This is a genomic window from Salinivirga sp. (genome assembly GCF_055145285.1).
On sequence record NZ_JBSRDC010000063.1, the window covers coordinates 64126 to 76879 of the forward strand.

General features: G+C 39.6%; 13 protein-coding genes. 6 read left to right on the forward strand and 7 right to left on the reverse strand.

All coding sequences use genetic code 11. The features are described 5' to 3' along the window. Positions 1-98: 98 nt before the first annotated feature. From purQ to ACTB0Y_RS13635, 6 genes are all read left to right on the forward strand, one after another. Entirely contained in the window at positions 99-794 is a 696-nt protein-coding gene (purQ, locus tag ACTB0Y_RS13610; RefSeq protein WP_463207379.1) for a phosphoribosylformylglycinamidine synthase subunit PurQ, read from the forward strand. A 10-nt stretch (positions 795-804) separates the two neighbouring features. Further along, on the forward strand, positions 805-1416 hold the full coding sequence (locus tag ACTB0Y_RS13615; RefSeq protein WP_463207380.1) for a DUF502 domain-containing protein: 612 nt from the start codon (positions 805-807) through the stop codon (positions 1414-1416). Positions 1417-1536: 120 nt separating this feature from the next. Then, positions 1537-2889 carry a TolC family protein gene (locus ACTB0Y_RS13620; protein ID WP_463207381.1) on the forward strand — a complete coding sequence of 451 codons (1353 nt, stop codon included), beginning with the start codon at positions 1537-1539 and terminating at the stop codon, positions 2887-2889. A gap of 40 nt (positions 2890-2929) precedes the next feature. Then, positions 2930-3625, forward strand: coding sequence for a tRNA (adenosine(37)-N6)-threonylcarbamoyltransferase complex dimerization subunit type 1 TsaB (gene tsaB / locus ACTB0Y_RS13625; protein ID WP_463207382.1), 696 nt, complete (start codon positions 2930-2932; stop codon positions 3623-3625). Between the two features lie 81 nt (positions 3626-3706). Next, positions 3707-4276: an elongation factor P gene (gene efp / locus ACTB0Y_RS13630; protein WP_463207383.1), complete on the forward strand. Its 570-nt coding sequence runs from the start codon at positions 3707-3709 to the stop codon at positions 4274-4276. Positions 4277-4322: 46 nt separating this feature from the next. Continuing rightward, complete coding sequence (locus ACTB0Y_RS13635; protein WP_463207384.1) at positions 4323-5552, forward strand: PP2C family protein-serine/threonine phosphatase; 1230 nt, start codon at positions 4323-4325, stop codon at positions 5550-5552. Here the strand turns inward: ACTB0Y_RS13635 and ACTB0Y_RS13640 are convergent. From ACTB0Y_RS13640 to hisH, 7 genes are all read right to left on the reverse strand, one after another. Beyond that, positions 5529-6995 carry an O-antigen ligase family protein gene (locus ACTB0Y_RS13640; RefSeq protein ID WP_463207385.1) on the reverse strand — a complete coding sequence of 489 codons (1467 nt, stop codon included), beginning with the start codon at positions 6993-6995 and terminating at the stop codon, positions 5529-5531. The genes ACTB0Y_RS13635 and ACTB0Y_RS13640 overlap by 24 nt on opposite strands. A gap of 6 nt (positions 6996-7001) precedes the next feature. After that, positions 7002-8018 carry a Wzz/FepE/Etk N-terminal domain-containing protein gene (locus ACTB0Y_RS13645; RefSeq protein WP_463207386.1) on the reverse strand — a complete coding sequence of 339 codons (1017 nt, stop codon included), beginning with the start codon at positions 8016-8018 and terminating at the stop codon, positions 7002-7004. A gap of 72 nt (positions 8019-8090) precedes the next feature. Continuing rightward, positions 8091-9995 carry a DUF4139 domain-containing protein gene (locus ACTB0Y_RS13650; protein WP_463207387.1) on the reverse strand — a complete coding sequence of 635 codons (1905 nt, stop codon included), beginning with the start codon at positions 9993-9995 and terminating at the stop codon, positions 8091-8093. A gap of 66 nt (positions 9996-10061) precedes the next feature. Then, on the reverse strand, positions 10062-10664 hold the full coding sequence (gene hisIE, locus ACTB0Y_RS13655; RefSeq protein ID WP_463207424.1) for a bifunctional phosphoribosyl-AMP cyclohydrolase/phosphoribosyl-ATP diphosphatase HisIE: 603 nt from the start codon (positions 10662-10664) through the stop codon (positions 10062-10064). Between the two features lie 27 nt (positions 10665-10691). Continuing rightward, complete coding sequence (gene hisF, locus ACTB0Y_RS13660; protein WP_463207425.1) at positions 10692-11447, reverse strand: imidazole glycerol phosphate synthase subunit HisF; 756 nt, start codon at positions 11445-11447, stop codon at positions 10692-10694. Further along, a complete protein-coding gene (gene hisA, locus ACTB0Y_RS13665; protein WP_463207388.1) occupies positions 11441-12169 on the reverse strand; it encodes a 1-(5-phosphoribosyl)-5-[(5-phosphoribosylamino)methylideneamino]imidazole-4-carboxamide isomerase in 729 nt (242 codons plus the stop codon). The genes hisF and hisA overlap by 7 nt, the downstream gene beginning before the upstream one ends. Next, positions 12166-12750 carry an imidazole glycerol phosphate synthase subunit HisH gene (gene hisH / locus ACTB0Y_RS13670; RefSeq protein WP_463207389.1) on the reverse strand — a complete coding sequence of 195 codons (585 nt, stop codon included), beginning with the start codon at positions 12748-12750 and terminating at the stop codon, positions 12166-12168. Before hisH ends, hisA begins: the two co-directional genes overlap by 4 nt. Positions 12751-12754 lie beyond the last annotated feature (4 nt).

A 12754-nucleotide genomic window follows, 5' to 3' on the forward strand; every position in this document is an offset into this window, starting at 1 on the left:
TTTTGTTTTATTAACCGCATCTAATATAACTATTTTTCAGGGCTAAATGATAAAAATGCTATATTTGAACCCACAAAATCTATCAAAAAAATTAACCTATGAAATTTGGTGTTGTCGTATTTCCGGGATCTAATTGTGATCATGACATGATCTATGTACTTAGAGATAAACTTGGCCAGGATGTGGTGGAATTGTGGCACAAAGAATCGGACCTTCAGGGCGTTGATGCGGTTGTGCTTCCGGGAGGTTTTTCCTATGGCGATTACTTGCGTTCAGGAGCCATCGCAAGATATTCACCAATTATGAATTCGGTTGTTGACTTTGCCAAAAAAGGGGGCTATGTTTTTGGAATCTGTAATGGTTTTCAGATTCTTTGTGAGGCCGATCTATTGCCGGGTACACTACTCCATAACCTGAATCAGAAATTTATTTGCCGGAATACATTCATTAAGGCAGCCAATCATAACAATGCTTTTACGCAGGACGTACCAGACAGCGTTATTCGTATTCCAATTGCACATGGCGAAGGCCGATATTATGCAAGTGAAGCAACGATTGCTGAAATTGAAAAGAATGATCAGGTACTTTTCCACTATTGCGATGAAAATGGAGATCTTTTTGAACAGGGAAATCCCAATGGGTCGGTAAATAATATCGCTGGGATTTGCAACGCCGAACGTAATGTATATGGCATGATGCCACACCCGGAGCGTGCTTCTGATGAGGAGTTGGGGAATAAAGATGGTGAGTTTATTCTGAAATCATTTATCCATTTTGTATCTGAAAAACTTTAAATTATAATTTATGCGTAAGCTTTTAGCCTATTTTTTTCAGGGGCTTATTGCTACTGCCCCCATAGTGCTGACGGTATATTTACTCTATGTAAGTTTTGTGTATATCGATGGACTTTTGCCTTTCTCGATCCCCGGACTTGGCTTACTGGTGATTGTGTTATCTATTACAGTCGTTGGCTATCTTGTGAATCTCGCTATTCGCACGCCTCTGTATCATTTTGCGTCAAAGCTTTTGGATAAAATGCCATTGTTTCGTGTAATTGTTACTTCTATCAAAGACCTTTTGAGCGCTTTTGTCGGTAAAGAGAAGAAGTTTGAATATCCTGTGCGTTTATTGCTTGATAAGGAAAATGAAATAGAACGTTTAGGGTTTTTGACCCAAAAATCGCTTGAATTTATTGGTATTGAGGATGGAAAAATTGCAGTGTACCTGCCTTCTTCCTATGGTATTTTAGGTGATCTTTATATTGTACCTGCCTCACGGGTAAAGCCGCTTGATGCGCGTGCTGCAGAAACTATGAAATTTATAATTTCGGGAGGTGTATCAAAAACAACGCCTTTGATTCAGGCTACAGAAAATAAAAAACCAGAAAAAGAACCAAATCAGCATAATAATAGCTGAGAAAAAATGTTATTTTTACGTGATTTGTAACATTTTACATGTTATTTCGTCTTTTAGCGGGAATAACGAACTCAATAAACGAAATTAGATAGATCAACAACCCTTAAAACCCAATATGTGATGAGTCTAAAATTTCATTTTCTTGTTTTCATTTTACTATTTACAGGTTTGAGCGAAATCTTTGCCCAGGATCAGGACAAATGGAGCCTTAATGCCTGCATTGATTATGCGCTGGAGCATAACCTCAACATTCAGAAACAGGATCTTACCGTGTCAATTCTTAGGAATAATCTGGATATAGCCCGGTTTGATCGCTTGCCCTCTGTAAGTGCAAACTTTAGTGGCGGTAGTACATTTGGCAAAACTTTTAGTCAGGATGCCGGTCAATTTGTCGACGAGCAGATTAACTATTTAAATGGTGATGTTTCTACTAATGTTGCCTTGTTTGATGGTTTTCGCGATAAAAATACCATTCAGCAAAGAGACCAGGAAGCGCAAGCAGCACGCTATGATAAAGAGGCTTTTGCCAACGATATAGCTTTGCAGATTGTGAATTATTATTTGCAAATTTTGTATAATCGTGAACAATACAATGCTTCATTGTCGCAACTGAAAACCACCCAGGCACAGATTGATAGAACCAGGGAGCTGGTTAAGGCCGGTTCTGTGCCAAAAGGCGATGTGCTTGAGCTAAAAGCACAGGCTGCCAGTGAAAAAACCCAGTTGGTTAATTACCTTAATCTTGAAAAAGAGGCCCGGGTAAATCTTAAGCAGGCTATGAATATCGAAACTGACACATTGAATATTTCAAAGCCTGAAAACATCAATGCTGAGCAGCTTTTTGCCACATTAGAACCAATTGAGACTGTATACCAAACTGCTATCAGTCATTTGCCCGAAGTGAAGGCTGCTAAAGCCAGCATTATGGCTAACAAAAAAGCTGTCAGTATTGCGAAGGCTGATTATTACCCAACCCTGTATTTGGGTGCCAGCGTGTCTACCCGCTATAATGATGCTGCTGTGGATTTTAGTGACATAGGTAATAAATACACTTTCGGTGAGCAGGTACAGGACTACTTAAGTGCAAACGTTGGACTTACATTGTCTATACCTATTTTTAATAAATTCAGGACAAAATATAACGTAGATAATGCCAGAATTAATTATGAAATAGCTAAGCACGATGAATCACTTACTCTGCAGAATATATATCAGCAAATTGAGCGTGCTTTGAATGATTCACGAGCAGCTTATGAGAATTATCTGGCGGCTAAAGAATCGTTATCAGCCAACAAAGAATCATTTAAGTATGCTGAACAGCGCTTTAATGCCGGACTTATAAATTCTGTGGACTATAACCTGGCAAAAACAAATATGTCCAAAGCAGAAGTTACATTGCTCAATGCCCGCTATGACCTTGTTTTTAAAGTAAAAATACTCGATTTTTATATGGGAAGGGCATTGGAATTGTAGCCATCGTGGTTTTTTGTATTTTTGTCGGAAAATTATTAGCATGACCAAAATATTATGTGTTGATACAGCCACCGAAGTATGCTCGGTGGCGCTTTCTAAGGATGGTTTTTGCGCAGACAAAATAGAATCCACGGAAGAGCGTGCCCATGCCCGGGTACTTACCGTGCAAATTGAGGAGCTTCTTAAACGGAATAATATAACCGCTAAAGAACTTGATGCAGTTGCTGTAAGTGAAGGGCCTGGTTCTTATACAGGACTTAGGATTGGTGTTTCTGCAGCGAAAGGTATTTGTTATGCAACCGGCACGCCATTGATTGCCATTTCCACACTTCAAATATTGGCTGCTGCTTTTATGAAAGATCATGGGAGCCCACAAAAAGATGCATTGTTGATGCCAATGCTTGATGCGCGCAGGATGGAAATCTATTATGCTCAATATAACTTAAACCTTGAAGAACAAGTTAAGGCGACTCCCAAAATTATAGAACAGGGAACTTTTAATGAATTGAATGAGTGTTCAAAGATTTATATTATAGGAAGTGGTGCTGAAAAAAGTAAAGATGTGCTGGAATTAACAAATGCAGAATATTATCCGCAAATAATTAATAAAGCTGAGTACATGACTAATTTGGCTCAACAGTTTTATGTGACGGAGAAGTTTGCTGATTTGGCTTATTTCGAACCCGCCTATTTAAAGCCATTTTTGGCTACAACATCTAAAAAAAGGTTGTTTTGAACCAGCAAGTGTGCGTGCAACAACAGGCGTGCTTTTATAATAAAGAAATTTTTATGTAAGTTTGCCAAAAATTTAATTATCATGGGAGATACAACAGATATCAGAAACGGATTAACCATTAATTACAAAAACGGCTTGTATTCCGTTGTGAGTTTTCAGCATGTGAAGCCTGGTAAAGGACCGGCTTTTGTGCGTACGAAACTTAAGAATATTGAAACCGGTAAGGTAATTGACAATACATTTTCATCAGGCGCTAAACTCGATGTTGTACGCATTGAGAGAAGACCCTTTCAATATCTTTATAGGGACGAAACCGGTTTAATTTTTATGAATAATGAAACCTACGACCAAATTCCATTGGATCGTAACCTCATTACAGGAATTGATTTTTTAAAGGAAGGAATGAATGTTGATGTGGTTTTTCATGCTGATAACGAGGAGCCTCTTTTTGCCGAATTACCACCACAGGTTGAATTGGAAATAACCTATACTGAACCCGGAATTAAAGGCGATACTACTTCTACTTCGGCCATGAAACCGGCTAAACTGGAAACAGGAGCCGAGATTAATGTGCCTTTGTTTATTAATATTGGTGACAGAATAAAAATAGACACTGCAGAAGGAACCTATTTGGAAAGAGTGAAATCCTGATTTGTATTCAGCTTAAAATTGTATAAATTGCACTTAAAAGAATCGTATGGGTCGAAAAGCATCTTTACACCGATTGCAATTCTGTAATTTTAAGCTGGATTTTTTGCTGAATATCACACTGGCAATAAATGATAACCTGCCCATACAGGAGCTGCTCGACAGGTTTGTTGGAATTCTCCGTGAAGACCTGAACATTGGTAAGTTAATTTTATATAACTACAGTGAGAAGTGGGAGGTGCTGGCCTATGACGGAGTTTCAAAAAAGCTAATTGATGATATTTCAGTTGAAAATGATTTGCTTTACTATCAGCAAATTACCAACTTAACTACCACATTAAATATTCATCTGGGCCAATTTGATGTGATCATCCCCATCTTTCATAAAGATCGCCCACTGGCCTATCTGATAATTGGTGACATTGATGAAGAGCGTGTTGGCGTGAGCCCAACAATTAAGCATCTTCATTTTATACAAACGCTGGCTAATATTTTGGTAGTGGCCATTGAAAATAAGCGTTTATACAACCAGAACTTACATCAGAAAGTCTTGCACAAAGAGCTTGAACTGGCTTCTAAGATGCAAAGCATGCTGATTCCCACACACGCTTCATTGCCAAATAATGATTATCTCAGAACGGCAGCTTATTATTTGCCACACTTTGAGGTTGGTGGCGATTATTACGATATTATTAAACTACCCGGTAATAGTTATGGCTTTTGTATTGCCGATGTTTCGGGAAAAGGAATTTCAGCAGCCCTGCTAATGTCGAATTTTCAAGCCAATTTGCGTGCTTTGCTCAGCGAGAAAACTTCATTAATTGATGTTGTTGTCAACCTCAATGAACGGGTAATGAAAAACGCCAACGGAGAGAAGTTTATTACCTTATTTATTGGTCGGTATAATGCCGATACCCGCCGGCTTGAGTATATAAATGCCGGACATAATCCGCCAATTTTTTTCGAAGCAAGTGCCTACCAGGTTCGGTACCTGAAAACCGGTTGTACCGGGGTGGGTATGTTCGATGAGCTGCCAAGCATTGAAATGGGTGAGGATTATACAACACCGGGTTCAAAGTTGTTGCTTTACACCGACGGTATGGTTGAGCTGGAAAATGAAAACCAGGTCGAATTTGGTACTGGTATTATGGAACACGAATTGGTTCAGAAACAGTCTATTGATGACATTGTAGATAATACCATTAATCAACTTGATCAGCATAAAGGTGCCGGAAAATATAGCGATGATGTTACCTTATTTGCTTTTGAGTTCCTCTAAATTTTCACTTGAAAGTTTTTGGTTGTAGAGATCTATAGCTACAATTATTGCCGTAAATCCCCAAAACGGCACAGAAATTTTGTCTGTATCCAGAAAGTTATTCAGAAATCCGTGTAAAACATAGGTGGTTAAACCAAGAATAGCACCCATAAGATACCTTTTCAGGTTTGGGTCCCTGAGCAGGTAATAACGCCGTATTCCTGTAATTAAAATTGTAGTAATGAGTGCTATGTATGTTAACATGCCAGGTAGGCCCTGCTCTGCCAATGGTCCGAAATATTCAGAATGGGCATTTCCGCGATTAGCAGCATTGGTAGATATAATTGTGCGCTCGTAAGACATCTGATAGGGTGCATATTGAAACATATAAGTGCCCGGTCCAAAGCCCAACAAAGGCTTTTCACTAAACATTCGGAAAGCTGATTTCCAACGATTTATTCGCTCAAGATTCGACGCATCACTGGTAATATTGGTCATTGACTGTACATGTTCTCCAATATTTGAAACAGAACTTTCCTGCCGGTTTTGCTCAAGCTGGATCATAATTCTGTTCCACATGAAGCCAGTTGCTATAAGAGCTATAAATGCAAGTCCAAGGATATATTTCCAATTAATTTTTAGTTTTATGATGATGTATAAAACCAACGCACCTCCCACACTAAGCCATGCTGCCCTGGAGTAAGAAAAAATTAATGCAACACTAAATAGAACAAGCAAGCTGGCTGTACCAATCTGGGTAAGTAATGCTTTCCCTTTTCGAAAGGCCATCAGCGTTAAAAATGGTATGTAAAAGGCTAAAGCAGCACCATAAATCGTATGGTCCTTAAAGAAGGGATTAGCCGCCCAGTGGGCAATTTTTTTATCAAAAATGCCGTAGGTAGCATGCTTTACCAGTGCATAGGTTATCACAATGACCATTGGAATGGCATACAGCCATACCAGTTTTTCTAAATCTTTTGGTTTTCTGATGATTAATACCATCATGTAATAGAAGGTAACCAGAAACCATAAACGCATGAAAAAGAATTTAATGCTGACTACCGGCATGGTGCTGGTAACTGTGGTTAGGAGCAGCCAGGTCATTAAAATCGCACTAGCCACAGTAACAGGATGATGTAACAGTGGTTTGTTAATCCATTTTTTGGTAGGTAACAGCAACAGAAAAAGCAATAGAACTCCGGCAACCAATGGCTCTGTGGGAATAAACATATTTATGGGTAAACCACTGAAAAATTCACTCATGGGCACAGAAAGCGGCACCAAAAAGATAATCAGGAATATAAGTTTGTCAATAGCTTTCAGGGCCACCCAAACGATTCCCAGAACATAAGGTATGGTCAACAGGAAAAATTGTTCGCTAATGATAGCATAACCTGTCAAAAGGATGAACGCAATTGACAGGCTCCAGAATATAAACAGATTGCTTTGCAGGAGTTTTTTCACGAGAAATTATTTCTTCAGATATTTCCTGTAGGTGTCGAGAATTAATAGAATAAGTATACTAAAAACAAAGGCCCCAAATGTGGATACAACAACGATAAGCCACCTGACCGGATAAGCCTTTTTTTCTGATGGAATGGCATGGTCCACAACAAAAACGTGTGGTACGTTACTATTTGCTTCTATTTCCATTTCCTCTACTTTTTTGTTCAAAAATTTCACGCGTGATATGGATAGTTGAAGTCGTTGTGTTAAACTTTCGTATGCCCCACCATATTCTGATAAGATTTTTAGTTTTTCCTCAATTTTACGTACACCTTTGCTATTGCTTCGGCCTTCTGCAAGTGCCTGAGCATATGCATCATTGAAGACTTCTGCCTGGGATACATAGTTGTTGATGCCCATTTTTCGGATCACTTTTAAAGAATCTTCAAGTAATTCAATAGTTTTTTGCTCTTCTTCGTATCGTTCATGTAATAATTTCAATGCAATTTTGGCCCGCTTAAGCTTAATTTCGTTCATTAGGGTATCCGCATAATTTGAAATGGAATTGGCCATTTTGGCAGCCATTTCCGGATCTTCATCGAGCACCTCGATCCGCACAGACATGAATTTGGTGCGTTCTATTGAGATATTGGAATTGTATTCTTTCTTAATTTGTGTTTTCGGATATTTGGCATCTTGTTTTATTTCATAATGTTGAAATAAGTTGAATTTGTCAATGATCTTATTTTTAAGCTCATCAGAATTAAGTATCTGGAGCACCTGTTCAACTTCTTCTTCTTCTCCAAATTGTAAAGCGCCTTTAGACCCCATGTCATCCCTAATTACCGATTTTGCCAGGGATTCAGACGTGGCCGGATAGAGAATTACAGACGACTGAAATTTTGGGGTTATAATTAATGATGCTATAATCGAAATCACGGCTCCGATAGCTGTAATGGCAAAAATGATTTTCCATTTTTTGAGGATAAAAACGAAAAGATTTGTTGAATCAAATGTTGAATCCTGAGTAGTCTTATTCATTTGAGCTTATTTAAAAGTTTTGTGCAAAAATATAAATATCTGCCAATATCATTATGCTGGCAACGCAATAATTTATAATTCTATTGTGTAACTTAGTGTAAGTTTTTTAGATTCACCTTTATCAAGTTCTATATCCCAGTAAAGAAAACCTTTTTCTTCAATGTGCTTTGCCCCTGATAATTCTTCAATTTCGATTGTTTTATCTTTGATTTGGCTCACCGGTATTTGGTCTTCTATAGTAAGTTCAACTGAGTAGTTTTTTGTGTTTTTCACACTTATTTCATAGGTATAAGTTTCTGCTTTTTCCTTTCCCAGCAGGTTGCGTTTAATCTCATGCTTTAGAAGGTCTTTTTTGATTACTATAGATGGATCTCTGGCGATACTTAGTTTAAGTGTGTCGATAGTTTTTTTTGGTGTTAGAATGGTGCTTCCAACCCAGGTATTTTCGAAAAATATGGCTGCTTCGCCTTTTAAGAGATTAATTTTTTCCCATCCTGGTATTTCTGCAATCAGAAAAGCCTCATCGGCAAATTCGGGTAAGGCAAAATAGTGAAACTCTGCTGGTATGGATGTGGTTTTAAGTTCAATTTGTTTTTCCTGGTTATGTGCTGGTATAGTGTAGGCTTTATCGAATTTATATTCTATACGGTTGGTTTGCTCTACTGTACTTACGCCTTGTGCATTGCTCGAGGTTATTTCGTATGCAGCTTGAACTCCCGCTGCAGAGCTTGCAACATCCCGGGCAGGTTTTGCACTGCTTTTCCTGTTCTTTCTGGAAATCTCCTCTTTTTCTGTATCCATTACCATGATTTCGTTGAGTTGGGTTGCAGCAGGTCTCATGGTTAGGTTGATGTTGCTTGTTTGGCCGGCATTGACCCTGAACCGTGATGTGGCAGATGGCTCAAAACCAATGGCGCTTGCACTTATACTGTAATAGCCGGGCTTTATATTGCTGATGTTGAAGTTGCCATTTGAGTTTGAAACTGTGCCGGTTACGTTGTTTCCGTTTTGCATGAGCACAATGTTTGCGTAAGGTATTGCTGTTCCGCTATTCTCAAAAACGCGTCCACGTATGCTACCGGTTTGTTTCATTCGCTGTATAGTGCGCTTGCCCGTTCCGTATGATGGTTTGGGTTGGTTGGTAAACCATACCCGCATGTCGGGTTTTTCATTTGTTAGTGTGGGGTTGGAGTTACTAACACCTGCTTTTACATTTTTCCATGTTTTAGAGGTGTTTTGTTTTACCACGGCTTTGTGTATGAGTTTTATGGGTTCTTTGGTAGATGGTACCAATAATTCATAAGCTGCGCGCCAACTTGCATTGGGTATGTAGCCTGTAACTTCCAAAGTGGCATTGGTGTGTTTTGTGGCCTTGAGATTTACTATAATTTCTGCAAATGGTTCGCGGCGAGCCTGACGTACTGCAATGCTGTCGGCCAATGCTGTCATTTGTTTATTTAGGTCATGTAATTCATATTGTACATCCAGCTCGGTATTGTGTATTTCCTGCATTCTCGTCCTGTAAAAATCAGCAACAATCTTAAGCTGATCTTTAGTGAGTGTTTCCTGTCCCTTAATATTATAATTGGTTTTCAGTAGGGTTATTTCCTCTTTCAGGGCTTTGAGTTTGTTGTTTAGTTTTTGCTTTTTTTGCTGTATGTTTTTCCGTTTTCCCCGGAGGTCATCCAGTGCATTCATGGGCAGGGTATTGGGGTTTATCCTGGGTTCAACAGACCTCACTCTGATGGTTTCAGGCGTTTTTATTCTAATGGATGTTGGGTCGATACTTTGTGGTAAATGCTGAATAACCAGCACTGTTTCTCCCTGAGTTATGCTGGCTTTTGCGTTGGATTGAATGAGGGCCCCATCCAGTAGAAAAGTGACTTCATCAATATTGGTTTTTACGCGCAATGTGTCATTGGCATGCAAGGTAATGGCTGTCGTAATTAGTAAAAAGCAAAAGATGTATTTTTTCATGATGCAGGTTTTTTTAATGCACCCTAATATACATCTTTTTACGAATTAATATGAAAAGGTTTTTAATTACTTATGTCGTTCTATCAGTATCTTTTCAACCTCTTTAATCGTCAGATTGCGCTTGCTTAATAAAACCATTAAGTGGAAAATCAGGTCTGCAGATTCATTCAGCAATCTTTCATCGTTTGAGTTTTTCGCTTCAATAACTGTTTCTACAGCTTCTTCACCTACCTTTTGGGCGATTTTATCAATGCCTTTTTCAAATAGTTTTGTGGTATATGAACCATCGGGCATTTCTTTTTTACGCTCATCGATAATATTTTGCAGTTGAGGCAGAAAACCCAGAATTCCTGACTTTTTTGTGGCAAAACAGTTGTAATTCCCTGTGTGGCACGTAGGACCTTCTGGTGTAGCCATTACCAGGAGTGTGTCATTATCGCAATCGGGATAAAGATCTACCAGTTTGAGATAGTTTCCGCTACTTTCACCTTTTACCCAAATTTGTTGTCTGCTGCGGCTGTAAAAAGTTACTTTGCCCGTTTCTATGGTTTGATTCAGGGCTTGTTTGTCCATGTAGCCAAGCATAAGTACCTGGTGTGTTTCTGTATCCTGTACTATGACTGGCACTAAGCCGTTTTGTTTGTCGAAGTCTATTTGTTTAATGTCCATATTCATGATATAAATTTAATTTTGAAATTAGAGTCGCATGGCGATTCCCTGATTTTTAAGAAATAATTTCAGGTCACTGATTTGAATCTGATTATAGTGAAACACACTTGCTGCAAGCGCGGCATCGGCTTTCCCCTCTTCAAATGCACCTGCAAAGTGGTCCATTGTGCCCGCACCGCCCGATGCAATAATTGGGACATTGACGGTTTTAGATAATTTCTGTAACGCTTCATTTGCAAAACCGCTAATTGTGCCATCGTGATTCATAGATGTGAAAAGAATTTCTCCTGCACCCCGCTGCACGCCTTCTTTGGCCCAGCTAAATAGTTCCTTTGCAGTACGCTGTGTGCCACCTTTGGCATAAACGTTCCATTGCCCGTCTTCGAGTTTTGCATCAATGGCCAGCACTACGCACTGGTTTCCGAATGCAAGGGCAATATCATTGATGAGTTTTGGGTTGCTTAGCGCTGCAGAGTTGATTGATACTTTATCTGCCCCGGCCTTGAGTAACACGGAAGCATCCTGTGCGGTTTTTATGCCACCGCCAACGGTGAATGGGATGTTCACATGCCGGGCAATGCGTCTGACCAAATCCGGAAAAGTGTTTCGTTCTTCCTGGCTTGCTGTAATGTCGAGATAAACCAATTCATCGGCACCTGAAGCACTGTATAATTTTCCTAATTCTACCGGATCGCCCACATCCTTTATTTGTTTAAAATTAATGCCTTTTACGGTTCTTCCGTTGCGGACATCGAGGCACGGGATAATGCGTTTGGTTAACATAAGTTCATCCATGTTTTGAGGTTTATACTTTCTTGCGTTTTTTCATAAAGCGCTTTGCCAACAATGGCTTTAGAGATGCCGATTTGTTCCAGTTCCATTAAATCTACCCTTGCACTGACTCCACCGCTGGCAATGATGGTAAGTCGGGGGAAGTGTCTTTTAAGTTTTTCGTAGAGTCTAATTTCAGGACCATTCATCATGCCGTCGCGCTCAATGACTGTTATTACGGCTGTTTTTAATCCTTTTTTTACAAATTCATCCAGTAGCGTTGTAATGCTCATGCTGGTTTGTTCTTGCCAACCACTGATGGATATTTGTTCCTTGCGCACATCTGCTGAAAGCCAGATGCGATTATTGCCAAACTCCTCTAACCAGTTTGAAAATAGTTCTGGTTGTTTGATGGCAGTACTTCCAATGTTTATGGCGTCTATGCCGCTATTGAGCAGGTTTTGCACTTGTTTAGTGGTTTTTATGCCACCACCCACATCTATTTTTAAGTTTGTACCAAGTGCAATACGTTTGATGGTTTCCAGGTTTTGCTGTTGCCCCGTTCTGGCAGCATCGAGGTCTACGATGTGCAGCCTCCCGGCACCACATGTCTCAAAGCCTTTGGCAACTTCAACCGGGTCTGCTCCATATGTGGTTTGCTGACTAAAATCTCCTTGTTTCAGTCTTACGCATTTTCCATTGATGATATCTATTGCAGGAATAATTTCAATCATAGTGTTATAAATTTTTGTAAAAATTCGGCGCCCACCTCACCGCTTTTTTCGGGGTGGAACTGCACGCCATAAAAGTTTTTGTATTGCATAGCCGCACTAAATATATCGCCATAGTTTGTGGTCATTGCGGTATGCTTGTTTAGTGGTACATAATAGCTGTGAACAAAATAGACGTATTGCTCGTGAAGCACGCTGAAGATTCCTTCACCCATTGCATTTACTCTGTTCCAGCCCATGTGTGGTATCTTAAAACCGGGTTTTTTGGTGAACTTTTTCACGGGTGCGGGTAAGATATCCATGCATGATGTTGACCTTTCATCAGAATAGTTGCACATTAATTGCATGCCCAGGCAGATGCCCAAAACAGGTTGCTTCAGTGTTTGAATTACTTTGTCCAGACCATGTTCTTTCAAGTATCGCATGGTGCCCGAAGCTTCGCCAACGCCAGGGAAGATAACCTTGTCTGCCTTACGGATCTTTTCCGGATCAGCAGTTACCTCAGCCCGAATGCCCAGGCGCTGTAAGGCAAAGTCAACGGATTGGATGTTACCTGCATTATACTGGATGATAACTATTTGCATAAAC

Excerpts from the sequence above, each read along its gene's own strand:
- hisH (WP_463207389.1), bottom strand. The coding sequence starts at position 12,750 with ATGCAAATAGTTATCATCCAGTATAATGCAGGTAACATCCAATCCGTT.
- ACTB0Y_RS13645 (WP_463207386.1), bottom strand. The coding sequence starts at position 8,018 with ATGAATAAGACTACTCAGGATTCAACATTTGATTCAACAAATCTTTTC.
- hisA (WP_463207388.1), bottom strand. The coding sequence starts at position 12,169 with ATGATTGAAATTATTCCTGCAATAGATATCATCAATGGAAAATGCGTA.
- tsaB (WP_463207382.1), top strand. The coding sequence starts at position 2,930 with ATGACCAAAATATTATGTGTTGATACAGCCACCGAAGTATGCTCGGTG.
- hisF (WP_463207425.1), bottom strand. The coding sequence starts at position 11,447 with ATGTTAACCAAACGCATTATCCCGTGCCTCGATGTCCGCAACGGAAGA.
- hisIE (WP_463207424.1), bottom strand. The coding sequence starts at position 10,664 with ATGGACATTAAACAAATAGACTTCGACAAACAAAACGGCTTAGTGCCA.
- purQ (WP_463207379.1), top strand. The coding sequence starts at position 99 with ATGAAATTTGGTGTTGTCGTATTTCCGGGATCTAATTGTGATCATGAC.
- ACTB0Y_RS13615 (WP_463207380.1), top strand. The coding sequence starts at position 805 with ATGCGTAAGCTTTTAGCCTATTTTTTTCAGGGGCTTATTGCTACTGCC.
- ACTB0Y_RS13635 (WP_463207384.1), top strand. The coding sequence starts at position 4,323 with ATGGGTCGAAAAGCATCTTTACACCGATTGCAATTCTGTAATTTTAAG.
- efp (WP_463207383.1), top strand. The coding sequence starts at position 3,707 with ATGGGAGATACAACAGATATCAGAAACGGATTAACCATTAATTACAAA.
- ACTB0Y_RS13620 (WP_463207381.1), top strand. The coding sequence starts at position 1,537 with ATGAGTCTAAAATTTCATTTTCTTGTTTTCATTTTACTATTTACAGGT.
- ACTB0Y_RS13650 (WP_463207387.1), bottom strand. The coding sequence starts at position 9,995 with ATGAAAAAATACATCTTTTGCTTTTTACTAATTACGACAGCCATTACC.